The following is a 23,480-nucleotide window of genomic DNA, read 5'->3' as shown; positions in this document are numbered from 1 at the left end:
GGGGGCCGGGGCGGAGCCCCGTGGCGTTAGGTGTGGAGTGCGGCGATGGACTCCGTCAGGGCGTCCGCCACGTTGCCGATCCGGACGTGTTCGCCGTTGCGGACCACCGCGCGGCCGGACGACACCACGTCCGTCACGTCGGCGGCGCTCGCCGCGAAGACCGCTGTTTCCGCGCCGAAGCGGGGCTCGGGGCCCGACGTGCGGACGGAGTTCAGTGACACCGTGACCAGGTCGGCCCGCGCGCCCGGTTCGATGGCGCCCGCGTCGTCCCAGCCCAGGGACGCGTGGCCGGTGGCGGAGGCCGCGCGGAGCAGGGCCGCCGCCGTCCAGTGGCCGCGCGTACGGGAACGTAGACGCTCGTTCAGCTCCATCGCGCGCGCCTCCTCGAACAGGTCGATCACCGCGTGGCTGTCGGAGCCCAACGACAAGGGTGAACCCGCGCGCTCCAGTTCCACCGCCGGGCCGATGCCGTCCGCCAGGTCACGTTCCGTCGTCGGGCACATGCACGTTCCCGTGGACGAGCCGCCGAGCAGGGCGATGTCCGTGTCCGTGAGGTGCGTGTTGTGGACGCCCGTCGTGCGGGCGCCCAACACCCCGTAGTCCGAGAGGAGTTGGGTCGGGGTGCAGCCGTGTGCCGACTGGCATGCGTCGTTCTCCGCCGTCTGTTCGGAGAGGTGGACGTGGAGTGGGGCGCTGCGGGCCGCGGCCCAGTTCGCGACCGTTGACAGTTGGGTCGCCGGGACCGCCCGTACCGAGTGGATCGCCGCACCGATCCGTACCCCCGGCCGCTCCTTCAGCAGGGACGCGCGTTCCGCCCACGCCTCCGCCGTGCCGTCGCTGAAGCGCTGCTGGTGGTGGTCCGGGGCCTTGCCGAAGCCCGACGAGACGTACGCCGTGTCGAGGAGGGTGATGCGGATGCCCGCCTCGTCCGCCGCCGCGATCAGCGCCTCGCCCATCGCGTTCGGGTCGGCGTACGGGGTGCCGCCGGGGGCGTGGTGGAGGTAGTGGAACTCCCCCACCGACGTGATGCCCGCGAGTGCCATCTCCGCGTACACCGCCCGCGCGAGCGCGTGGTACGTGTCCGGCGTCAGGCGGTCCGCCACCGAGTACATGACCTCGCGCCACGTCCAGAACGTCCCCGATCCGACCTGGACCGTCGAGCGGAGTGCCCGGTGGAAGGCGTGACTGTGGGCGTTCGCGAGGCCGGGGACGGTCAGGCCGCGCAGGGCCGTCGCGCCGGGCGGGGGTGCGCCGACCCCCGTGCGGACCGCCGTGAAGCGGCCCACCCCTTCTTGATCGGACACGTCCACCGCCACGCCCGGCTCGACATGCGTGCCGAGCCAGGCGTGTTCCAACCAGTACGTCGTCGTCTGCGTCACGTGCAGGCCAGTCCTTCCAGTACGTCGGCCAGTGCGCGCACCCCTTCCAGGCAGTCGTCCTCGGCCGCGGATTCGGCCGGGGAGTGCGAGACGCCCGTCGGGTTGCGCACGAACAGCATGGCGGTGGGGATCGACTGGGCGAGGATTCCCGCGTCGTGTCCCGCTCCCGTTCCGAGGACGGGGACCTTCAGATCCGCTGCAGCGTCCCGCGTACCCAGGATGCGGGCCAGCTCGTCGCGGAGCGCGTCGTCGAACTCGACGATCGGCGTGAACGACTCGCGGGTCAGCGATACGTCGATGCCGTGCGCCTGCGCGTACTCGCGGGCCGCCTTCTCGACCCCGGTGACCGTCGCGTCCAGGGACTCCTGGTCGGCGGCGCGGGAGTCGAGCCAGCCGCGGACGAGAGAGGGGATGGCGTTGACGCCGTTCGGCTCGACCGAGATCTTGCCGAATGTCGCTACCGCGCCTGCCAGTTGGGCCTCGCGGCGGGCCGCCAGGACCGTCTCCGCGTAGGACAGCATCGGGTCGCGGCGGTCGACCAGGCGGGTCGTGCCCGCGTGGTTGGCCTCGCCGCGGAAGTCGAAGCGCCAGCGGCCGTGCGGCCAGATGGAGCTTGCGATGCCGATGGCGTCGCCGGAGAGGTCGAGGGCGCGGCCCTGTTCCACGTGGAGTTCGATGAACGCGCCGATGCGGTCCAGGCGTTCGCGGTCCGCGCCGATCGCGTCGGGGTCGTAGCCGGCGCGTTCCATCGCCTGCGGGAGGGTGATTCCGTCGGCGTCCGTGAGCTTGTGGGCCGCCTCGGGGGTGAGGACGCCCGCGGTGAGGCGGGAGCCGACGCAGGCGAGGCCGAAGCGGGCGCCTTCCTCGTCGCCGAAGTTGGTGATGGCGATCGGCTTGGTGAACTCCGCTCCCCTGCGGTGGAGTTCGTCCAGGGCGGCGAAGGAGGAGACGACGCCGAGGGGGCCGTCGAAGGCGCCGCCGTCCGGGACGGAGTCCAGGTGGGAGCCGGTCACGACTGCGTCGCCGGCCTCGGGGTCGCCGAGCCAGGCCCACTGGTTGCCGTTGCGGTCGACCTCGTAGGTCAGGCCGCGGGTCTCGGCCTGGGCCTTGAACCATTCCCGGCAGTCGGCGTCGGCGCCGGTCCAGGCGAATCGGCGGTAGCCGCCGGAGTCGGCGTTGCGGCCGATGGGGTGCAGATCGCGCCACATCTCCAGGAAGCCAGGAGTTTCCCCCACCCCGCCCCTTCCCGAAAGTCCTGCCGGACGGGCCGCCTCAAACGCCGCCGGGGCTGGATTTACCGGAACCGCCTGATTTGCCGGCGGGGCTGGATTTGCCGGAGCCGCCTGATTGGCCAGAGGGGCTTGGTCGGTCACTCGCCCTCCCGCATCGGGACCCGTACGCCGCGCTCTGCCGCAACGTCCGCCGCGTGGTCGTAGCCCGCGTCCACGTGGCGGATGACGCCCATCGCCGGGTCGTTCGTGAGGACGCGTTCGATCTTCTGGGCGGCGAGGTCCGTGCCGTCCGCGACGCAGACCTGGCCCGCGTGGATGGAGCGGCCCATGCCGACGCCGCCGCCGTGGTGGAGGGAGACCCAGGTGGCACCGGAGGAGGTGTTGACCAGGGCGTTCAGGAGCGGCCAGTCGGCGATCGCGTCGGAGCCGTCCTTCATGGCCTCCGTCTCGCGGTAGGGAGAGGCGACCGAGCCCGAGTCGAGGTGGTCGCGGCCGATGGCGACCGGGGCCGAGAGTTCGCCGGACGCGACCATCTCGTTGAACTTGAGGCCCGCCAGGTGGCGTTCGCCGTAGCCGAGCCAGCAGATGCGCGCCGGGAGGCCCTCGAAGGCGATGCGCTCGCCGGCCATGTCGAGCCAGCGGTGCAGGTGCTTGTTCTCGGGGAACAGCTCCTTGATCGCCTTGTCGGTGGCCTCGATGTCCTTCGGGTCGCCGGAGAGCGCGGCCCAGCGGAACGGGCCGAGGCCCTCCTCGAACAGCGGGCGGATGTGCGCGGGCACGAAGCCCGGGAAGTCGAAGGCGCGGTCGTAGCCGGCCTTGCGGGCCTCGTCGCGGATCGAGTTGCCGTAGTCGAAGACCTCGGCGCCCGCGTCCAGGAAGCCGACCATGGCCTCGACGTGCAGCCGCATCGACTGCCGGGCCTTCTCCGTGAAGCCGGCCGGGTCCGCCTCGCGCTCCTTGTCCCAGTCCTCGACCGAGATGCCGACGGGCAGGTAGGCGAGCGGGTCGTGGGCGGAGGTCTGGTCCGTGACGATGTCGATGGGGGCGCCGCGGCGAAGGAGTTCAGGGAAGACCTCGGCCGCGTTGCCGACGACGCCGATGGACACGCCGCGGCGCTCGTCGCGGGCCTGCACGGCCAGTTCGAGGGCGTGGTCGAGGTTGTCGGCCTTGACGTCGAGGTAGCGGGTGCCGATGCGGCGGTCGATGCGGGTCTCGTCGACGTCGACGCAGATCGCGACGCCCTCGTTCATCGTGACCGCGAGGGGCTGGGCGCCGCCCATGCCGCCGACACCGGCGGTGAGGGTGATCGTTCCGGCGAGCGTGCCGTTGAACTTCTTGCGGGCGACCGCGCCGAAGGTCTCGTACGTGCCCTGGACGATGCCCTGCGAGCCGATGTAGATCCACGAGCCGGCCGTCATCTGGCCGTACATCATGAGGCCCTCGGCCTCCAGCTTGCGGAACTCCTCCCAATTGGCCCAGTCGCCAACGAGGTTGGAGTTCGCGAGCAGCACCCGCGGCGCCCACTCGTTGGTGCGCAGTACGCCGACCGGCTTGCCGGACTGGACGAGGAGCGTCTCGTCGGACTTCAGCGTCTTCAGCGTGCGCACGATCGCGTCGTACGCCTCCCAGGACCGGGCCGCCTTTCCGGTGCCGCCGTAGACGACGAGCTTGTCGGGGTGCTCGGCAACCTCGCCGTCGAGGTTGTTCATGAGCATCCGCAGGGCGCCCTCCTGCTGCCACCCCAGGGTGTTGAGCTCGGTGCCGCGCGGGGCTCGTACGGGGCGGGGTCCTGACATCGGCGGCCTCCTGGAGTGCGTATCAATCAACTGTTCAGCCTTCTATTCACATCCTGGCGACATGAATAGGTCTAGTCAAGAGGTGCTCGGGGGAATCCCTGCCGACGGGGCTCGGCGACAGCAACGTGGTGATGAAGACACACGGGGAGGAGTGGGGCTCCGAAGCGCACGGGCGGCCTGAATCCGCCTGACCCCGCGACCGGTTGGCGGATTTTAGTCGCCCTGCGCATGTTCCACCGGGAAATGCCAGAAGCCTCACCTGCTCTCCGTACCGTGCGTAGCTTCGTCGTCACGCGTGTACGAGCGGTGCACAAAGTGTGCGATCGGGTGGGGAGGTTCAGGGGTGCCCGGAATCGACGAATGTCTCCTGGAGGTCATGCGGCTTCCAGGAGCACGAGGCGCCTCCGTCGTCGACTGGACCAGCGGACTCGCCCTCGGCACCGTCGGCGACGCACGCAACGGGGACCACGAGGCGGACGCCGCCGAGTCCGCCGAACTGGCCCGGCTCGCCGCCGAGCACCGCGCCTTCGCCCCCGCCGACGGCAGCGACTGGACGCAGGGCTCCGCCAGTGACAAGGCGCCCCCCGTCGAGGACGTCATCGTCACCAACCGCGACAGCTATCACCTGCTGCGCTTCGTGCGCACCACCTTCGACAGCAGTGTCTTCATCCACCTGTGGCTGGACCGGGACGAGGGCAACCTCGCGCTCGCCCGGCTGCGGCTCACCGACGTGGCCGACCGGATGGTGCTGGGATGAGCACCGACGTCCGCACGGACGTCCGTACGGGTGTCTCGCCGATGCTCGTCCGCCTCGCCGAAGAGGGGGCCACCGGCGCCCTGATCCGCGAGCACGGCACCCTCTATCTCGAGGACGGCCGGGTCGTGCACGCCGAATCGCCCGCGACCCCCGGCATGGACGTGCTGCTCACCAGAGGCGGCGCCGTGCAGGCCGAGGGTTGGTCGGAGGCCGTGGACCGGGCGGGCGCGCGGCAGCGGGTCGGCCGCTACCTCGTCGAGCAGGGCCGGCTCTCCGACGGGGCGCTCGAACTGTGCCACCTGGGCGCCCTGTTCGACGCCGCGTACTTCACGCTCGCCCCGAGCAGCGGGCCGACCCGGTTCCGGTACGGCGTCTCGCACTGGTTCGGGTCGGTGCGCCCGGTGCCGGTGGCGGCGGTCCAGCGCGAGACGCTGCGCCGCCGCGACCTGCTCCAGCGGATCTGGCCCGAGCCGGACACGGACACGGCGCCGCTCAACCGGATCGTCCGGCACGGCGAGGTGTGCGTACCACCGCGCAGACGTCACGTCCTCGACCTCGTCGACGGCGCGCGCACGGCCTCCCAGATCGCGCTCACCCTGGGCAGGCCCGCCTTCCACACCCTTGTCGACCTGCGTCGCCTCGCCGCGTGCGGACTGGTGACCCCGGTCCCCGCCGCGGCTCCGCCCACGTTGCCCGAGCAGGCCGTCGTCGAGGACCCCGACGTGGCCCTGTTGCGGCGGCTGCGCGCCGGTCTGGAGGCCCTGTGAAACGCCTGCTGCGTTCCTCCCGAACCCCAGAAAGGAGACTTCCGATGGCCGACCAGGGCGCGCTCCTCGCCGAACTGCAGCGGTTGAGAGTCCGCGTACCCCAGGTCACCGGGGCCCTCGTCGCCAGCGTCGACGGCCTGGTGCTCGCCCATGACGCCCCGGGCGTCGAACCGGAGGGCGTCGCCGCGCTCACCGCCACCGCGCTCGGTGTCACCCAGCGCCTCGCCGACGCCACCGCACAGGGCGCCTTCCGCGAACTCCTGGTGCGCGGCGCCGACGGCTACGTCGCCACGTACGCGGCCGGGGACACCGCCGTCCTCACGCTCCTCGCGGAGGACCGGATCAATGTCGGCCGGCTGCACCTCGAGGGTCGCCGCTCCAGCATCCGCATCGGGGAGCTCACGGCTCCCCCGGAGGAGGAAACACCGCCCGAGCCGGCCCCCCGCGTCCGCGGCCGGGCCCGTGCCCGCACGGCATCCACCACGACGACAGAGACCGGACTCCCTGTCCGGCCGCCCACCAACGTGCCGCCCCAGCCCACGCGTTGACCACCGGCACGCCCACGGAAAGCACGAAAGGACCAGCACCATGGCCAACACCGACACCGCACTCAAGGACGCCCTCGCCTCCATAGAAGGCGCCACCGCCGCGGCCCTCGTCGACTACACGAGCGGCATGGCCCTCGGCACCATCGGCGGCACCAAGAGCTTCGACCTGGAGGTCGCGGCCGCCGGCAACACCGACGTGGTCCGCTCCAAGCTGCGCACCATGGAGCAGCTTGGCCTCAAGGACGGCATCGAGGACATCCTCATCACCCTCGGCTCCCAGTACCACCTGATCCGCCTGATCCAGGGGCGCGGCGGCAACGGACTGTTCCTGTACCTGGTGCTCGACAAGTCCCGCGCGAACCTGGCGATGGCCCGCCACCAGCTGAAGAAGATCGAGGCCGAGCTGGAGGTCTGAGCGCGCGAAGGCGCCGCGCTCGACAGAGCACGGCGCCTTTCACCTCGTCCCGGGCACGCCCCCGGCTACCCCTCCCAGTCGGACTCCTCGCGCTCCCGGCGCTCGCGGCGCCGGACGGGTCCCCACCGCACCGCGTGCAGCGCGTTCACGCCGACGATCCCGCCCCAGGCCACGAAGAGCCCGGGCAGTCCGGCGTTGACCACGGCGATCGCGGACAGCGGGATGGCGAGGACGAGCGAGACCACGGCGAAGCCGAAGCGCTCGCCCCAGTTCTCCGCGCCGGTGTCGCGGGCCCCGCGGGCCACGGTGATCCGGTGCTCGGCCAGCTGTCGCCGCACCCTGCGGTCGACGACGGAGTCGAGCCGCTGCTCGACTTTTTCCAGGAAGGAGTCGACGAGCGCCGGCTCGTAGTCGTCGCCGAGTTCCCTGCGTGCGTGCAGGGTGGCGTCGAGTTCCTTCTTGAGTTCGGCGTCGCTTGCGCGTTCGCGGGCTTCCATACCGCTCGACGTTACGGAGCGGTGGCCCCCACCGCAGTAGGGCTATCCCCCGTCTTCGCACTGGGCCACTCCCCCGCATCGCGGCGGGCGAGCAGCCAGTACAGGACGGCCGGGACGACGAGCCCCACGATCCACGACACGTCCGCCCCGCCGAGCGGCCCGACGAGCGGGCCCGTGTAGAAGGCGGTGGCGAGGAACGGCAGCTGGGCGAGCAGCCCGATCCCGTAGACCACGAGCGCGTCCCAGCGCCAGGCGCCGTAGCGGCCGTTCGGATCGGAGAGGGCCGGGAGGTCGTAGCGCTCGCGCGAGATCAGGTAGTAGTCGACCAGGTTGATCGCGGACCACGGCGTGAAGAACGTCAGCAGGAACAGCAGGAAGTCCTTGAACGAGGTCAGGAAGCTGTCCTTGCCCGCGAGGGCGACCACCGTGCCCGCGACCATGATGATCCCGATGTAGACCGCCCGGCCGCGCTGCGAAAGCACCCGCTGCCCGCGGAATCCGCTGATGCCGGTGACCATCGACATGAAGCCGCCGTACGTGTTGAGCACGTTGACGGTGAGCTTGCCGAGCGCGATCACGAAGTAGAAGAACGAGGCTACGAGCCCCGCCCCGCCGAGCGACACGACGTACCCGACCTGGTTGTCGATGAACTTCTCGCCCGCGCTCGCCGCGACCAGCACACCGAACGCCATGGACCACTGCGAGCCGAGCGCGGAGCCCGCGAGCGTCCACCAGAACGTGGCCTTGCCGCTGGTCGTACGCGGCAGATAGCGCGAGTAGTCGGCGACGTAGGGGCCGAAGGCGAGCTGCCACGAGGCCGACAGGGAGACGGCGAGCAGGAACATCGGCAGCGAGAAGTGCGCGTCGGACAGGAGCGCGCCGACGTCGGCCTTGTCGAAGAGCCGCACGCCCAGGTAGACGAAGGCGAGCGCGCACACGACGCTCGCCACCCGCCCGAGGACGTGGATGACCCGGTAGCCGACCGTCGCCACGATCCCCGTGACGAGCGCGAAGACGATGATGCCCGTCGTGTCGTTGGTGTGCGTCAGCTCCGCGGTGGCCTGCCCGGCGAGCACGGTGCCGCTCGCGAAGAAGCCGACGTACATCAGGATGACGAGGAGCAGCGGGACGACGGCGCCCTTCACCCCGAACTGGGCCCTGGACTGGATCATCTGGGGCAGCCCGAGCTTCGGGCCCTGCGCCGAGTGCAGCGCCATGACGGCGCCGCCGAGCAGATTGCCGAGCACGAGGCCGATCAGCGACCAGACCACGTCGCCGCCGAAGACGACGGCGAGCCCGCCGGTGACGACGGCCGTGATGTGGAGGTTGGCGCCGAGCCAGAGGGTGAACTGGTTGAACGCGCTGCCGTGCCGTTCGCTGTCCGGCACGACGTCGATGGAGTGCTTCTCCACTACTCCTGCTGCCACAGCCGTCCTCCCTACTTCTGCTTCTTGGTGAGCCCGTGCTTGCGCGCGTAGTCGTTCGCGACGTCCTCGGGGTCCTTCTTGTCCTTGTCCACGAGCCGGTTGAGCTCGGTGAGGTCCTCGGTCGTCAGCACGTTGCCCAGCCGGGCGAGGGCCTTGCGGACGGTCGAGTCGGCCTTGCGGTCGGCGATCAGCGGGACGACGTGCTGGCCGGGGACCAGGTTCTTGGGGTCGGTGAGGACGACCCAGTCGTTGGCGGCGATGTCGGTGTCGGTGGTGAAGAGGTTGGCGACGTCGACGTCGCCCTTCTTCAGCGCGCCCTTCACCAACGGCCCCGACGAATCAAGGGACTTGAACTCCTTGAACTCGACGCCGTAGACGTCCTTGAGCCCGACGGACCCCACCTGCCGCTTCTTGACCTCCGGGGCGGCGCCGATGACGAGCTTCCCGTTGTGCTCCGCGAGGTCGGCGAGCGACTTGAGCTTGTACTTCTTCGCGGTCTCGCGGGTCACCACGAACGCGTCGGAGTCCTCGGCCAGCCCGTACGGCAGGATCTGGAGGCCGGCCGGGAGCACCATGGCGAGCGCGTTCTGCATCTCGCCCTCCTCGGTGGCCTGCGACTTCTTGTCGAGGTAGTGCAGGAGGGCGCCCTGGTACTCGGGCAGCAGGTCGATGTCGCCGCCCTTGAGGGCGGGGATGAGGATCTCGCGGGTACCGAGGTTCGGCCGCACGCTCGTCTTCACACCGGCGGCGTCGAGCGCGGCCGCGTACAGGTAACCGAGCACCTGGTTCTCGGTGAAGTTGGCGGTGCCGATGGTGACACCCTTCTTGCTGGAGCCGCCGCCGGAGAGCGAACCGCCTTGCTGGTCGAGCGAGGTGATGCCGCTGGAGCAGGCGGACAGGGCCGGGACGGAGGCTGCGGCCGCCAGGCCGCCCAGGAGGGCACGTCGGTTGAGATTGCGCATCTTGCTTGCTCCTAGGCGGACTTGAGAGTGGTGGGGCGGTTGCGGAAGAGGAGCCTCTGGAGCCCGGACAGCGCCAGGTCGAGCACGATGGCGACCACCGCGACGAGCACGGCACCGCCGAGCACCTGCACCAGGTCGCGCTGGGCGAGCCCGTCGAAGACGTAGCGGCCGAGCCCGCCGAAGGACACGTACGCGGCGATGGTGGCGGTGGCGACGACCTGGATGAGCGCGAGCCGGAGCCCGGTCATGATGAGCGGCAGCGCGAGCGGCAACTCGACCTGGAACAGCACCTGGTGGGCCTTCATGCCCTGCCCGCGCGCGGCATCCCGCACCTCGGGATCGACGGCGGTCATCCCGGCGTACGTATTGGTGACGATGGACGGCACCGCGAGCGCGACGAGCGCGATGTAGACGGGCCACATCGACAGACCGCTCGCGAGGAACACGAGCACGACCAGGCCCACGGTCGGCAGGGCCCGCCCGAAGGACGACAGGTTGATGGCGACGAAGGCGCCACGGCCGGTGTGCCCGATGAGCAGCCCGACCGGAAGGGCGATCGCGGCGGCGACGAGCGTGGCGAGCAGCGAGTACTGGAGGTGTTCGGCGACGCGCGTCGCGATGCCGTCGCTCCCCGCCCACTGCTCCCCGCCGACCAGCCAGGCCCCGAGGTTCTTGAAGAGTTCGAACATGGCGGGTTCAGGCCTTCCGGGTCCGAGTACGGGTACGGGCCCACGGAGTGAGCAGCCGCTGCACGCCGACGAGCAGCGCGTCCGCGACGAGCGCGAGCAGCAGGGTCAGGACGACGCCGACGATCACGGGGGTCGGGAAGTTCCGCTGGAACCCGTCGGTGAACAGCTGACCGAGGCCGCCGTCCCCGATGTACGTCGCCACGGACACGAGCGAGATGGCCATCACGGTGGCGATCCGCACGCCCGCCATGATCACGGGCAGCGCGAGCGGCAGCTCGACGGTGAGCAGCGTCCGCATCGGCCGCGTCCCCATCGCCTTCGCGGCCTCCTTCGTCTTCGCGGGCACGGAGTCGAGGCCTTCGACGGTGTTCCGCAGGAGGACGACGAGCGTGTAGATCGTCAGGCCGATGACGGTGGTGGTGCGGGTGAGCCCGGAGACGGGCAGCAGCAGCACGAAGACGGCGATGGAGGGGATGGTGAACAGCACGTTCGACATCCCGAGCAGAAACCCGCGCAGTGGCCGTACCCGGTGCGCGACGACGGCGAGCGGCAACGAGATCACCAGCCCGAACAGCACGGCGCTGAAGGCGGCTTGGAGGTGGGAGAGGGTGAGGGTGGCGAGATCGGCCTGATGCGACCCGATCCAGGACCAGTCGATGGTCATGACGTCACGTCCGTGTCCTCGGCGGCCTCGGCCTTGTCTGCTCCCGCGCCCTGTTCCGTACGGGGCCCGGCGGTGGCGTGGGCGAGGCCGGCCCGGTCGTGGATCTCGTCGCGGGACGAGACACCGACCAGCACGCCGTCCGCGTCCACCCGGGCCACGAACCCACCCGGCGCCGCGATCGACTCGTTCAGCGCCGACAGGAGGGAGTCCGTGTCCCGCAGGGGGCGGATGGGCAGCTCAGCGCCCGTCCCCTCGTCACGCCAGAGCAACGGCTTACGCGCCGCGTCGAGGACCAGTTCCCAGCCGGTGTCCGCGGGGTACTCGCCCTGCCCGACGCCCGCGAGCGTGGTCAGGGACAGCAACTTGAGCCCGCGCTCCGCACCGAGGAAGTCCGCCACGAACTCGTCCGCGGGCCGCGCCAGCAGTTCCTCCGGCGGAGCGCACTGCACGAGGTGCCCGCCTTCCCGGAACACGGCTATTCGGTCCCCCAGCCGCACCGCCTCGTCGATGTCGTGCGTGACGAAGACGATCGTCTTGCTCAACTCGGTCTGAAGCCGCAGCAGTTCGTCCTGAAGCTGCGTGCGCACGACAGGGTCGACCGCCCCGAACGGCTCGTCCATGAGCAGCACCGGCGGATCCGCGGCCAGCGCCCTCGCCACGCCCACCCGCTGCTGCTGACCACCGGACAGCTGATGCGGATACCGCTTCCCCATCTCGGCCGAGAGCCCGACCCGCTCAAGAAGCTCGCCGGCCGCGGCCCGCGCCTTCTTCCGCCCCCACCCGAGCAGCAGCGGCACCGTGGCGACGTTGTCGAGCACGGTGCGGTGCGGGAAAAGACCCGCCTGCTGGATCACGTACCCGATGGACCGCCGCAGCTCGGCCGCGTCCTGCTCCAGAACATCGCGCCCACCGACCCGAATGGTGCCCGACGAGGGCTCGACCATACGATTGATCATCCGGAGGCTGGTCGTCTTGCCGCAGCCCGACGAGCCGACGAAGACGGTCACACCCCCTTCCGGCATGTCGAGCGAGAGATCGTGCACCGCTGTCGTGCCGTTCGGGAACCGCTTGTGGACCGCGTCGAACTGGATCATGGAGCGCCTCTGGAGTCCTCTTGCCCGTCCTGCATATCGTCATGCAGAGTTCTCGGTACGTGAATAACTTGTCAATGCCCCCGCGTAAATCGCAGGTAAATCCCCGTACCGGGGACCGAACTATGAGACGCGGACGCCCTTTTCGGGGCATTTGAACACTGATCAAGGGGGAACAGCGCATGGTGTCACAGCCGGTCGTCGTGCTCGACGGCCACGGCCTCCCGGTCGCCGACGTGGTCCGCCTCGCCCACGCGAGCGCCCGTCCGGTCCCCGGCACGGACGCCATGAACCGCGTGGACCGGTCCTGGAACGCGGCGCGGGAGATCGCCGCCTGGGGCAGGGTCTACGGCCGCTCCACCGGCGTCGGCGCCAACCGCAGCGAGGACGTGCCCACCGAGGCCGCCGCCGACCACGGACTGCGCCTGCTGCGCAGCCACGCGGGCGCGATCGGCGACGAGCTGCCCGAGCGCGAGGTCCGGGCGATGCTCGCGGTCCGCGCGAACCAGCTCCTGGCCGGCGGCGCGGGCCTGCGCCCCACGGTCGTCACGGCGCTCTGCGAGGCCCTGGAGGCGGGCGCGTACCCGGCGGTCAACGAGCACGGCTCGGTCGGCACCGGCGACATCGCGCCCCTGGCCCAGATGGGCCTGGCCCTCGCCGGCGAGCACCCGTGGCGCGGCAAGGGCACCCCGCCCAAGCCGCAGCCCCTGGACAACAACGACGCCCTGGCCCTGATCTCCTCCAACGCGCTCACCCTCGGCCAGGCGGCCCTCGCCCTGCACGAGATGCGCGACCTGCTGGCGGCGACGGACCTGGTGGCGGCCCTGAGCCTGCTGGCGGTCGACGGCTCCTACGAGGCGTACGCCCTGCCCGTGCACGAGTCGCGGCGCCACCGGGGCAGCTTCGACGTGGCGGCCCGGATGCGCGAGATCCTCGGCGCCGACGACCACCCGACGCCCCCGCTCGGCCGCATCCAGGACCCGTACGGCTTCCGCTGCGTACCGCAGATCCACGGCCCGGCACAGGACGCGGCAGACGCCCTGGAGGACGTCCTTACGGTCGAGATCAACGCGGCGGCGGAGAACCCCCTGATCTCGTACACGGAGATGGCGGCCTACCACCACGGCGGCTTCTACATGGCCCAACTCGCCCTGGCCCTGGACCACTTCCGCCTCGCGGTCAGCCAGGTGGCCCGCCTCTCCACGTCCCGCCTCTCCACCCTCAACGAACCGAACTTCACCCGCCTGCGCCCGTTCCTCGCGGACGGCGAACCGGCCTCGTCCGGCGTGATGATCCTGGAGTACGCGGCCGGTGGCGCCCTCGCCGACCTGCGCGCCTTCTCCGCCCCCGCCTCGCTCGGCCACGCCGTGCTCTCCCGCGGCGTCGAGGAGCAGGCCAGCTTCGCCTCCCTGGCGGCCCGCCAGACCCTGCGCGCGTGCGCGGCGTTCCGCCAGGTGGTGGGGTGTGAACTGGTCGCGGCGGTACGGGCGTTGAGGCTGCGCGACCTGCACCCGGACGCGGAGCTTCCGGTGGGCCGGGCGTTCGAGCTTGCGTCGCAGGAACTGTCGGCGGAGATCGCGGACCGGCCGCTGACGGAGGACGTGGAGCGCGCGGCGCGACTGCTGGGCCGGTTCGTGACCCCGTAGCCCCGACCTTCTGGCCCTCTGGCCCTCTAGCCCCCACCCCTTCGTTTTGAATAGAATCATGCACAATTCGGCACCGTTGAATGGACCGGCGGAGACATGAGCGAGCGCACGGACAGCACCCGGAGCGGGTCGGACAACGACGCGGGGGCACAGGGCCCCTCCGCCCGCCTCCAGAGCCTCTTCGAGGGGCACCGCCTCACCCCCACCCAGCGCCGCATCGCGCACTGCATGGTGCGGCGCGCGGCCGAGGTGCCGTTCCTGTCGTCCGTGGAGCTGGCCGAGCTCGCGGGCGTGAGCCAGCCCTCCGTGACCCGGTTCGCGGTGGCGCTCGGCTTCGACGGCTACCCGGCGCTGCGCAAACACCTGCGCGAGACGGCGCCCTCCGGGCCGGCCACCGCCACCAAGGCCAACGAGTACCAGCAGGCCGTGGAAGCCGAGATCGCCAACCTCCGGCACCTCGCCGAACTGCTCGCCGACCCGGAACCGGTCGAGCGCGCGGGCAGGATCCTCGCCGCCTCGCCGACGCTGCTCGTCCTGGGGCTGCGCGCGGCCGCGTCCCAGGCGTTCGGCTTCGCCTACTTCGCCGCGAAGGTCCACCCCGACGTACGCCTCCTCGACGAGGGCGGCACCATGCTCGCCGACCGCATCGACGCGGCCGTGCGCGCGGGCGCCACGACCCTGCTCTGCTTCGCGCTCCCCCGCCACCCGCGCGAGGTCGTCGACGCCCTCGCGTACGCGAAGGAGGCGGGCCTGACCGTCGTCACGGTCGCCGACTCCGCCTTCGCCCCCGTCGCCCGCCACTCCGACCTGCTGCTGCCCGCGGCGGTCGGCACGGGCCTCGCCTTCGACACGGCGTGCTCGCCGATGCTGCTGGGCCGGGTGCTGCTCGAGGCGATGTGCGACGGGCTGCCGCAGGCACAGGCGCGCCTCGAGGAGTTCGACGTACGGGCGGCGGAGCGCGGCCTGTTCGTGGAGTAACACCCTTACGGGGAAAGTGAGTTGCGCGGGGACCGCCGCACCCCCGTGTGACGGGGGGCGGGACGACGGCGGTCCCCGCGAGGGACGCGCCCCGGTCAGGCCGGGTGCGCGCCCAGGGCGTCCATGGAGGTCCGGGAGCCGCTCCGGAGGTTCCTTTGACGCCGCTCGGTGCCGGGTGGGGCGGGGAGCCGCTCCCGCCCCTTCCGACATCCACCAATCTGCCGGAGCCGTGTTAAGCCGGTGCTGCGCGCACGTGTCGCGCTCGTACCGTTTTCGCGAACCCCCGCTTCCGACTACCTGGCACCCGACTTGGCCAGGAACGACAGCAGGTCCTGACGGCTCACCACACCCGTCGGCCTGCCCTCGACCAGCACGATCGCCGCGTCGGCCGCACCGAGCACGGTCATCAGGTCCGCCACCGGCTCCCCGGAGCCGACCTGCGGCAGCGGCGCCGACATGTGCTTCTCCAACGGGTCGTGCAGGGAGGCCCGCTGGGCGAACAGCGCGTCGAGCAGCTCCCGCTCCACGACGGACCCGATGACCTCGGCGGCCATCACGTCCGGGTGCCCCGCGCCCGGCTTCACGATCGGCATCTGCGAGACCCCGTACTCCCGCAGCACGTCGATGGCCTCACCGACCGTCTCCTCCGGGTGCATATGGACGAGCGAGGGCAGCGCGCCGCCCTCCTTGTCCTTGAGTACGTCGCCGACGCGCGCACTCGGCCCGGCGTCCTCCAGGAAGCCGTAGTCGGCCATCCAGTCGTCGCTGAAGATCTTCGACATGTAACCGCGCCCGCTGTCCGGGAGCAGCACGACCACGATGTCGTCGGGCCCGAGCCGCTCCGCGACCCGCAGCGCCGCCACGACCGCCATTCCGCAGGAGCCGCCCACGAGGAGCCCCTCCTCCTTGGCGAGGCGCCGCGTCATCTGGAACGAGTCCTTGTCGGACACCGCGACGATCTCGTCGGCGACGTTCCGGTCGTACGCGGTGGGCCAGAAGTCCTCCCCCACGCCCTCGACGAGGTACGGACGCCCGGAGCCACCGGAGTAGACGGACCCCTCGGGGTCCGCGCCGATGACCTTGACGCGCCCCTCGCTCGCGTCCTTCAGATAGCGCCCGGTCCCGGAAATGGTGCCGCCGGTGCCGACGCCCGCGACGAAATGGGTGATCCGCCCGTCCGTCTGCTCCCACAGCTCGGGTCCGGTGGAGTGGTAGTGCGACTCGGGGTTGTGCGGATTGCTGTACTGGTCCGGCTTCCAGGCGCCGGGCGTCTCGCGTACGAGCCGGTCCGAGACGTTGTAGTACGAATCCGGGTGCTCGGGGTCCACCGCCGTGGGGCAGACCACGACCTCGGCGCCGTACGCGCGCAGCACATTGATCTTGTCCGTGGAGACCTTGTCAGGGCAGACGAAAATGCACTTGTAGCCCTTCTGCTGGGCCACCATGGCGAGGCCGACGCCGGTGTTTCCGCTGGTCGGCTCGACGATGGTGCCTCCTGGCTCCAGCTCCCCGCTCTTCTCCGCCGCCTCGATCATGCGCAGCGCGATGCGGTCCTTCACGCTGCCACCGGGGTTGAAGTACTCGACCTTGGCCAGGACGGTCGCCCGCAGCCCTTCGGTCACCTTGTTGAGCCTCACCAGCGGGGTGTTGCCGACGAGGTCGATCATCGATTCGTGGATGCGCACCGTGGTCTCCGGGTTCTCCTCCGTAATGGTGCCGCCAGGGTAAGCGGCACACCATGGACCATGTCGCTTCATCCGGCGTTGCGATTGGCCGACAGGGATAACGGGGCAAGGAGTCCTTGTAGCCGTAAAAGAGTCGCAGAGGCAGGTGGCCGCGGAACATGTCGAGCAGGGCGAGGGTGGCACGGCGGATCGCGGCGGGCGCCGCGTACGGCGGCGGCGGGATCGGGCTGCTGGGCGCGGCCACGGTCGGCGTGGTGCTCGCCGAGGTGCAGATCGCGCGCCGTCAGGTCGGCAACCACGGTTCCGAGCCGGTGCACGTGCCGGCCGCGGACGGTGTGTACGGGCGGCGGATGTACGGCCCTCGCGACGGCGAACCGTTGCGCTTCCTGATGCTGGGCGACTCGACGGCCGCGGGGCAGGGCGTGCACCGGGCGGGGCAGACGCCGGGCGCGCTGCTCGCGTCCGGGCTCGCGGCGGTGGCGGAGCGGACGGTGGAGCTGCGCAATGTGGCGCTGCCGGGCGCGCGCTCCGACGACCTGGACCGTCAGGTGCCGCTCGGGCTCGCCGACCCCGACTGGCAGCCCGACGTCTGCGTGATCATGATCGGCGCGAACGACGTCACGCACCGCATCCCGGCGACGAAGTCCGTACGCCACCTCTCCGCGGCCGTACGCCGCCTGCGGACGGCCGGCGCCGAGGTGGTGGTCGGCACGTGCCCCGACCTCGGGTCGGTGGAACCGGTCCAGCAGCCGCTGCGGTGGCTGGCCCGCCGTGCCTCGCGGCAGCTCGCGGCGGCGCAGACGATCGGCACGGTGGAGCAGGGGGGCCGCACGGTGTCGCTGGGCGACCTGCTGGGCCCCGAGTTCTCGGCGAACCCCCGCGAAATGTTCGGCCCGGACAACTACCACCCCTCCATGGAGGGGTACGCGACCGCGGCGATGGCGGTGCTGCCCACGCTCTGCGCCGCGCTGGGCCTGTGGCCGGAGGAGGAGCGTCCGGACGCCTCCCGCGCCGAGGGCTTCCTCCCGGTGGCCCGCGCGGCGGCGCAGGCCGCCCAGGAGGGCGGTACGGAGGTCGCGGCCGCGATGCCGACCGGTCCCCGGGGTCCTTGGGCGCTGCTGAAGCGGCGCCGCAGGCGTCGGGTCACGACGGAGGAACCGGTATCGCAACCGAGCGCTTGACCGCGCATATCCAGCCCCTCCGGCGATTGAGGAGCGGGGTATGGGGCAGAGCCCCAGCCTTTCGCCCCGTCCGGCGATCGGCTCCCGGGGCTCCGCCCCGGACCCCGCTGCTCAATCGCCGCAGGGGCTTAATTTGCGGAGCCCTGAGCAAGCGCTTAGTAAAATGCGGTGCGGGTCACACACCTCACCCGGTGACCCAGCCGGTACGTACGGGTAACTTCCCTCACGGTCAGCCGTATCGAACTCTTGGAGCCGCGTGATGCCCGAAGCAGTGATCGTCTCAGCCGCCCGTTCCCCCATCGGCCGCGCCTTCAAGGGGTCGCTCAAGGACCTCCGCCCTGACGACCTGACCGCCACGATCATCCAGGCCGCCCTCGCCAAGGTCCCCGAGCTCGACCCCCGCGAGATCGACGACCTGATGCTCGGCTGCGGCCTCCCCGGCGGCGAGCAGGGCAACAACCTCGGCCGCATCGTCTCCGTGCAGATGGGCATGGACCACCTCCCGGGCTGCACCGTCACCCGGTACTGCTCCAGCTCGCTCCAGACGACCCGCATGGCGCTGCACGCCATCAAGGCCGGCGAGGGCGACGTCTTCATCTCGGCCGGCGTCGAGATGGTGTCCCGCTTCGCGAAGGGGAACTCGGACTCGCTCCCGGACACCCACAACCCGTTCTTCGCCGAGGCCGAGGCCCGCACCGCCGAGGTCGCCCAGCAGGAAAACACCACCTGGCACGACCCGCGCGAGGACGGCCTGGTCCCGGACGCGTACATCGCGATGGGCCAGACCGCCGAGAACCTGGCCCGCGTGAAGGGCATCACCCGCGCCGAGATGGACGCCTTCGGCGTGCGCTCGCAGAACCGCGCCGAGGAAGCCATCAAGAACGGCTTCTGGGAGCGCGAGATCACCCCGGTCACGACCCCGGACGGGACCGTCGTGAGCAAGGATGACGGGCCGCGCGCCGGCGTCACCCTCGAGGGCGTCTCGGGCCTCAAGCCCGTCTTCCGCCCCGACGGCCTGGTCACGGCCGCCAACTGCTGCCCGCTGAACGACGGCGCCGCCGCCCTCGTGATCATGTCCGACACCAAGGCGCGCGAGCTGGGCCTGACCCCGCTCGCCCGCGTCGTCTCCACCGGCGTCTCGGGCCTGTCCCCCGAGATCATGGGCCTCGGCCCGGTCGAGGCCAGCAAGCAGGCCCTGAAGCGGGCCAACCTGACCATCGACGACATCGACCTGGCCGAGATCAACGAGGCCTTCGCCGCTCAGGTCATCCCGTCCGCCCGCGAGCTCGGCATCGACGAGGACAAGCTGAACGTGAACGGTGGCGCCATCGCCGTCGGCCACCCCTTCGGCATGACCGGCGCCCGGATCACCGGCACGCTGATCAACTCGCTCCAGTTCCACGACAAGCAGTTCGGTCTGGAGACCATGTGTGTGGGTGGTGGACAGGGCATGGCGATGGTCATCGAGCGACTGAGCTGACCCCCGCAGGACCGAGGCGGTCTACCCGTTCGTGATCCAATCTCCCCCAGGATGTGACGTGCATCTCGGGGGAGATTCATTTTCGCAGGTCAACCCCGTTCCCACCCCATACCGGTGCTAAACACCCGCCAAAAGACCTGTCCGTTTCGTGACGTAATGCACTGACAGCTGGTTCGTCCAGGCTTCAAGCTGATGTAGGAAGTCGGGGGTCGACTTGAAACCGGGAGTACGTCAGTGAGCGCCATGCCTGCCGCCATAAGTGTCCTTGTGCTTGCTACGGCCGCTGCCACGGCCGTCGGCGTCGCCACCCTGCAGCACGTCAGGGGTCTGCGCCGACAGGTCTCGGAGCTGCGCGAGGAGCTGAGCAGGGATCGCGCCGTCCAGGCGCTTCCCGGCGTCCCCGCCGCCCGCACCACGCCGGACGCCGAGGCGATACGCACCGCCGTCGCCGACGCCCTCGCCGAGGAGCGGGAGCGGGAGCTGGCGGAGGCCCGGGCGTTCTGGGCCGCCCAGGAGGCGCGGGACAGCTCGGAGCTGCCGCCGTTCCTGGCCGGCGGCGCGCTCGGCGACGACATGTTCCTGCCGCGTCAGGCGGACCTCGCGGGCCTCGAGCCCTTCGGGGAGCCCTCGCTCGAGCCGGAGGACGAGTTCGCCGGCACGGCCGCGCTCGACGAGATCGTCGAGGAGTCGCCCGAGCTGGCCGCCGCGCGCCGGCGGCACCCCTCGCACCCCGACTTCGTTCCGGTCCAGTCGCCGGTCGTGGGCGACCACGAGCGCACGGTGCAGTGCCTCGAGGAGCTGGCGCAGACGCGTACCGCCCTCGCCGACGTCCGGCCCGGCCCGCTCGGCACGCTCGACGTGTACGTGTTCGCCGACGGCACGACGCTCTGCATGACGCCCGGCCACCGCGAGACGGCGGAGCAGTTGGCGTCCGCCCTGCGCGAGGGCGAGACCCCGGTCCTCCTCGGCGGCTCCGGCGTCTCCGGCGCGTACGCCCTGACCTTCGAGTGCGCCCGCTCCAACGTCTACATCCTGGCCGACCGCGTCATAGCTTCGGCTTAATTCAGCCCCGCCGGCGCTTGAGGCGCGGGGTCCGGGGCGGAGCCCCGAGGCCGTAACGGGTCAGATACCGGCCCGCTTCATCGCCGCCTCGACCAGCTCCACCGCTTCCGCGAGGCCCTCCGCATCCCGGAGGGAAACCGCCAAGTCCCGCCCCGCGACCGTCACTTGGTCGGCCGCGGCGAACATCCCCGCATCGGGCATCTCCCGCACGGGCACGCCGGGCTCGTCCAACTTCTGGGCCCGCTCCGAAAGCTCCCTGGCCAGCGCCAGCGCCTCCGCGGCACCGCCCCGCTGCAATCTGCTCTGCGGCGCGGCCCGGAGCCGGTCGGCGAACTGATCCACTGCGGCGGTCAAAGGCGTCGTATCAAGCACGCGCCGACTGTAGCTGTTTACAAGGCCCCAACGCTCAGGCACGGTGGCGTGAAGGACCGGCCACATCGAAGCGTTCCGGAGGCGCCGATGTCCCAAGTCTTCTCCGAGGAGACCCACCGCAATCTGCTGGCTCGCATCCCCCACTGCACCGGTCGTGAACTCGGCGACTGGATGCGCACCGTTGAAGAAGGCCCCTGCTTCCTTCGCTTCGAAGAGAAGGTCAGTTGGCTGCGTGGCGAGCACGATCTCGCGTACGGCCACGCGAAAGCGATCATCCACGAGTACGACCTGAGGCGCGCCGCACGGCGATTCCGGTAGCGCCCCGCTCCCCTTCACAACCTCACCTCACGGCAAGGGGCCCGCACACCGAAGGTGTGCGGGCCCCTGTCGCTCGACCGTCGGGCGTTACGCCTAGTCGTTGCCCTGCAGGATCGCGATGAGCCGCAGGAACTCCATGTAGATCCAGACCAGCGTCATGGTGAGGCCGAACGCGGCCAGCCACGCCTCTTCCTTCGGGGCGCCGTAGGCGATGCCGTCCTCGACCTGCTTGAAGTCGAGGGCCAGGAAGCAGGCACCGAGCAGGATGCCGGCGATGCCGAACACGACACCGAGCCAGCCGCTGCGGAAGCCGAGGCCGTCACCGCCGCCGAAGACGGCGAACAGCAGGTTGACGGCCATCAGCAGCACGAAGCCGAGGGCCGCCGCCATCACGAAGCCGTAGAAGCGGCGGTTGACGCGGATCCAGCCCGCCTTGTACGCGACGAGGACCGCCGTGAAGACGGCCATCGTGCCGAGCACGGCCTGCATGGCGGCGCCGGGGGCGATGTACGTGTCGACGATGCTCGAGAGCACGCCGAGGAAGACACCCTCCAGGGCGGCGTACGCCAGGATCAGCGGCGGGGACGCCTTGCGCTTGAAGGCCTGGACGAAGCCCAGGACCATCGCGACGAGGCCCGCGCCGATCGCGATGCCGTACGACTTGCCCATGTTGGCCTCGTCGATCGGCAGCAGCGCCCAGGAGAGCGCCGCCGTCACGATCAGCAGGCCGAGAGTCGTGGCGGTCCGCGTGACGACGTCGTCGATCGTCATGCGGCCGGTGGCGGGCGCCTGCGGAGCCCCGTACTGGACGTCCTGCTGCGCGTAGGGGTTCTGCGCGTACGGGTTGCCGGCGGGGGCCTGGGCGTAGGGGTTCCCCTGCGCCGTGCCGACAGCGGGGCCCCCGGCCTGCGGCTGCTGCGCGTTGAACTGCGCGTAGCCGTTGTCGCGGCTGAACCCCCGTCGCGAGAAGACCGGGTTGCTGCTCCTCATTTCACTCCTCCATGGCCACCCTGTATGGCCTTGCCATCAAGAGTAATGGTCTGGCAAAGATCCGACCCTAGTGCTCAGGGAGGATCTTTCCCATCCTGTTACGAGGAACGTCCCGTGCACCCTCTGTGTTCCGCCTTCCGGCCCCCGTCAGACGGGGAATCCCGTGTACGCCTCGGCAAGATCCGTCTCGGCCGCCCTCGACGTGGTCACGCGGTCCAGCTGGGCCAGCTGGATCTTGTCGTCGAAGGCGGTGGCGTCGGGGGCGCGGTGCAGCATCGTCGTCATCGCGTACGAGAACCGCTCCGCCTGCCAGACGCGGCGCAGGCAGGTCCCCGAGTACGTGTCGAGCCCTTCCGCGTCGCCCTTCTCCACGTACGCGGTGAGCGCGCGGGCGAAGGTGATGACGTCGCCGACGGCGAGGTTGAGGCCCTTGGCGCCGGTCGGCGGGACGATGTGCGCCGCGTCCCCGGCGAGGAAGAGGCGGCCGTGCCGCATCGGCTCGTGGACGTACGAGCGCATGGGGGTGACGGACTTCGACGTGATGGGGCCGCGGGCGAGGCGCCAGGTCGGGTCGTCGACCTCCAGGCGGCGGTCGAGTTCGGCCCAGATCTCGTCGTCGGACCAGGACTCGGCGTCGGTGTCGGCCGGAACCTGGAGGTACGCGCGCGTGACGTGCGGTGAGCGCATGGACATGAGGGCGAAGCCGCGGTCGGAGCGGTTGTAGATCAGTTCGTCGTGGGAGGGCGCCACATCGGCGAGGATGCCGAGCCAGGCGTACGGGTAGGTGCGCTCGTACGTCCGCGAGAGCTCCTCGGGGACGGCCTTGCGGGCCACGCCCCAGAAGCCGTCGCAGCCCACTACGTAGTCGCAGTCGAGGGTCTGCTCGCGGCCCTCGTGACGGAAGCGGACGCGGGGGCTCCCGGTGTCGGCGCCCTCCACCGCCAGCGCCTCCGCCTCGAACAACAGGGGGCCACCGTCGGCCAGTTGGGCCGCGATGAGGTCCTTGCAGACCTCGGTCTGCGCGTACACCATGACCTGCTTGCCACCGGTCAGGGCGGGGAAGTCGACGCGGTGGCGGCGCCGGTCGAAGCGCAGCTCGATGCCGTCGTGCGGCAGGCCCTCGCGGTCCATGCGCGCGCCGACACCGGCCTCGCGCAGCACGTCGACGGTGCCCTGCTCCAGGATCCCGGCGCGCTGCCGCTGCTCCACGTAGGCGCGATCGCGGCTCTCCAGGACGACCGATTCGATGCCGGCGTTGTGCAGGAGCCTGGCCAGGAGCAGCCCGGCCGGGCCCGCTCCGATGATGCCGACGGTGGTGCGCATACGGGATCCCTCTCGCGTCATTGCGGTTGTTCGCCTGTGGTGCCGTGCGTGGCGCCGTGCCTTGTCATGGCACGTGTTCGCCTGGTGAACTTTCGTTCATCAAGTTCTGAGCGGATCCTCGCCCCGCACGGGGCAGGTGTCAATGGTGTCGAGGGCCCCCGGGCCGGCCGGGCCACGCGGGAGCTGGGAGAACGCACGCCAACGCCCTTGAGAACCAAGGA

At 70.8% G+C, this 23,480-nt stretch carries 23 protein-coding genes; 10 read left to right on the top strand and 13 right to left on the bottom strand.

Annotation, left to right across the window (positions count from 1 at the left end):
- Positions 1-26 precede the first annotated feature (26 nt).
- The 3 genes from ACOKM3_RS24785 to hutU all read right to left on the bottom strand — a co-directional run bounded on the left by ACOKM3_RS24785 (position 27) and on the right by hutU (position 4,407).
- Entirely contained in the window at positions 27-1,379 is a 1,353-nt protein-coding gene (locus ACOKM3_RS24785; protein WP_426903234.1) for a formimidoylglutamate deiminase, read from the bottom strand.
- On the bottom strand, positions 1,376-2,587 hold the full coding sequence (locus ACOKM3_RS24780) for an allantoate amidohydrolase (RefSeq protein WP_426906888.1): 1,212 nt from the start codon (positions 2,585-2,587) through the stop codon (positions 1,376-1,378). Before ACOKM3_RS24780 ends, ACOKM3_RS24785 begins: the two co-directional genes overlap by 4 nt.
- A gap of 161 nt (positions 2,588-2,748) precedes the next feature.
- Positions 2,749-4,407, bottom strand: coding sequence for a urocanate hydratase (hutU, locus tag ACOKM3_RS24775; protein ID WP_426903233.1), 1,659 nt, complete (start codon positions 4,405-4,407; stop codon positions 2,749-2,751).
- 343 nt (positions 4,408-4,750) lie between these two features.
- Here hutU and ACOKM3_RS24770 point away from each other — a divergent pair, with 343 nt between their 5' ends.
- From ACOKM3_RS24770 to ACOKM3_RS24755, 4 genes are read left to right on the top strand one after another with little or no spacing between them, the layout of a single operon-like run.
- Entirely contained in the window at positions 4,751-5,164 is a 414-nt protein-coding gene (locus tag ACOKM3_RS24770) for a hypothetical protein (protein ID WP_426903232.1), read from the top strand.
- A complete protein-coding gene (locus tag ACOKM3_RS24765; protein ID WP_426903231.1) occupies positions 5,161-5,931 on the top strand; it encodes a DUF4388 domain-containing protein in 771 nt (256 codons plus the stop codon). The genes ACOKM3_RS24770 and ACOKM3_RS24765 overlap by 4 nt, the downstream gene beginning before the upstream one ends.
- A 44-nt stretch (positions 5,932-5,975) precedes the next feature.
- Positions 5,976-6,479, top strand: a complete 504-nt coding sequence (locus ACOKM3_RS24760; protein WP_426903230.1) for a roadblock/LC7 domain-containing protein — start codon at positions 5,976-5,978, stop codon at positions 6,477-6,479.
- Positions 6,480-6,519: 40 nt separating this feature from the next.
- Positions 6,520-6,894 carry a roadblock/LC7 domain-containing protein gene (locus ACOKM3_RS24755; RefSeq protein ID WP_426903229.1) on the top strand — a complete coding sequence of 125 codons (375 nt, stop codon included), beginning with the start codon at positions 6,520-6,522 and terminating at the stop codon, positions 6,892-6,894.
- A 65-nt stretch (positions 6,895-6,959) separates the two neighbouring features.
- Here ACOKM3_RS24755 and ACOKM3_RS24750 read toward each other — a convergent pair whose 3' ends face one another.
- The 6 genes from ACOKM3_RS24750 to ACOKM3_RS24725 are packed head-to-tail and all read right to left on the bottom strand — an operon-like array spanning position 6,960 to position 12,227.
- Entirely contained in the window at positions 6,960-7,391 is a 432-nt protein-coding gene (locus tag ACOKM3_RS24750) for a hypothetical protein (RefSeq protein WP_426903228.1), read from the bottom strand.
- Positions 7,392-7,402: 11 nt separating this feature from the next.
- On the bottom strand, positions 7,403-8,818 hold the full coding sequence (locus ACOKM3_RS24745; protein WP_426903227.1) for a purine-cytosine permease family protein: 1,416 nt from the start codon (positions 8,816-8,818) through the stop codon (positions 7,403-7,405).
- 11 nt (positions 8,819-8,829) lie between these two features.
- Positions 8,830-9,780 carry an ABC transporter substrate-binding protein gene (locus ACOKM3_RS24740; RefSeq protein WP_426903226.1) on the bottom strand — a complete coding sequence of 317 codons (951 nt, stop codon included), beginning with the start codon at positions 9,778-9,780 and terminating at the stop codon, positions 8,830-8,832.
- A gap of 11 nt (positions 9,781-9,791) precedes the next feature.
- Entirely contained in the window at positions 9,792-10,469 is a 678-nt protein-coding gene (locus ACOKM3_RS24735) for an ABC transporter permease (RefSeq protein ID WP_426903225.1), read from the bottom strand.
- Between the two features lie 7 nt (positions 10,470-10,476).
- On the bottom strand, positions 10,477-11,133 hold the full coding sequence (locus ACOKM3_RS24730) for an ABC transporter permease (protein ID WP_426903224.1): 657 nt from the start codon (positions 11,131-11,133) through the stop codon (positions 10,477-10,479).
- Positions 11,130-12,227, bottom strand: coding sequence for an ABC transporter ATP-binding protein (locus ACOKM3_RS24725; protein WP_426903223.1), 1,098 nt, complete (start codon positions 12,225-12,227; stop codon positions 11,130-11,132). The genes ACOKM3_RS24730 and ACOKM3_RS24725 overlap by 4 nt, the downstream gene beginning before the upstream one ends.
- 179 nt (positions 12,228-12,406) lie before the next feature.
- Here ACOKM3_RS24725 and ACOKM3_RS24720 point away from each other — a divergent pair, with 179 nt between their 5' ends.
- Positions 12,407-13,870, top strand: coding sequence for an aromatic amino acid ammonia-lyase (locus ACOKM3_RS24720; protein WP_426903222.1), 1,464 nt, complete (start codon positions 12,407-12,409; stop codon positions 13,868-13,870).
- Between the two features lie 96 nt (positions 13,871-13,966).
- Complete coding sequence (locus ACOKM3_RS24715) at positions 13,967-14,848, top strand: MurR/RpiR family transcriptional regulator (RefSeq protein WP_426903221.1); 882 nt, start codon at positions 13,967-13,969, stop codon at positions 14,846-14,848.
- Positions 14,849-15,141: 293 nt separating this feature from the next.
- Here ACOKM3_RS24715 and ACOKM3_RS24710 read toward each other — a convergent pair whose 3' ends face one another.
- Positions 15,142-16,533 carry a cystathionine beta-synthase gene (locus ACOKM3_RS24710; protein ID WP_426903220.1) on the bottom strand — a complete coding sequence of 464 codons (1,392 nt, stop codon included), beginning with the start codon at positions 16,531-16,533 and terminating at the stop codon, positions 15,142-15,144.
- A gap of 158 nt (positions 16,534-16,691) precedes the next feature.
- Here ACOKM3_RS24710 and ACOKM3_RS24705 point away from each other — a divergent pair, with 158 nt between their 5' ends.
- The 3 genes from ACOKM3_RS24705 (at position 16,692) to ACOKM3_RS24695 (ending at position 20,256) form a co-directional block, all read left to right on the top strand.
- Positions 16,692-17,714, top strand: a complete 1,023-nt coding sequence (locus ACOKM3_RS24705; protein ID WP_426903219.1) for an SGNH/GDSL hydrolase family protein — start codon at positions 16,692-16,694, stop codon at positions 17,712-17,714.
- 259 nt (positions 17,715-17,973) lie between these two features.
- On the top strand, positions 17,974-19,194 hold the full coding sequence (locus ACOKM3_RS24700; RefSeq protein ID WP_426903218.1) for an acetyl-CoA C-acetyltransferase: 1,221 nt from the start codon (positions 17,974-17,976) through the stop codon (positions 19,192-19,194).
- 243 nt (positions 19,195-19,437) lie between these two features.
- Positions 19,438-20,256 (top strand): hypothetical protein, encoded by an 819-nt coding sequence (locus ACOKM3_RS24695; protein WP_426906887.1) that lies wholly within the window; start codon positions 19,438-19,440, stop codon positions 20,254-20,256.
- A gap of 60 nt (positions 20,257-20,316) precedes the next feature.
- On the opposite strand, the gene ACOKM3_RS24690 is transcribed toward ACOKM3_RS24695, so the two are convergent.
- Complete coding sequence (locus ACOKM3_RS24690) at positions 20,317-20,628, bottom strand: hypothetical protein (RefSeq protein ID WP_426903217.1); 312 nt, start codon at positions 20,626-20,628, stop codon at positions 20,317-20,319.
- Between the two features lie 87 nt (positions 20,629-20,715).
- Here ACOKM3_RS24690 and ACOKM3_RS24685 point away from each other — a divergent pair, with 87 nt between their 5' ends.
- The gene (locus tag ACOKM3_RS24685; protein WP_326019949.1) at positions 20,716-20,946 is read left to right on the top strand and encodes a DUF4287 domain-containing protein; all 231 of its coding nucleotides are present in this window, start codon (positions 20,716-20,718) and stop codon (positions 20,944-20,946) included.
- A gap of 93 nt (positions 20,947-21,039) precedes the next feature.
- Here ACOKM3_RS24685 and ACOKM3_RS24680 read toward each other — a convergent pair whose 3' ends face one another.
- Positions 21,040-21,936, bottom strand: coding sequence for a Bax inhibitor-1/YccA family protein (locus ACOKM3_RS24680; RefSeq protein WP_426903216.1), 897 nt, complete (start codon positions 21,934-21,936; stop codon positions 21,040-21,042).
- A gap of 147 nt (positions 21,937-22,083) precedes the next feature.
- Positions 22,084-23,259, bottom strand: coding sequence for a 4-hydroxybenzoate 3-monooxygenase (locus ACOKM3_RS24675; RefSeq protein ID WP_426903215.1), 1,176 nt, complete (start codon positions 23,257-23,259; stop codon positions 22,084-22,086).
- Positions 23,260-23,480: the final 221 nt, after the last annotated feature.

Source organism: Streptomyces nidicola, assembly GCF_050106155.1.
Classification (GTDB): Bacteria; Actinomycetota; Actinomycetes; order Streptomycetales; family Streptomycetaceae; genus Streptomyces.
The sequence above is the reverse complement of the archived record's forward strand: the minus strand, read 5'-3'. Positions and strand labels throughout refer to the sequence as shown.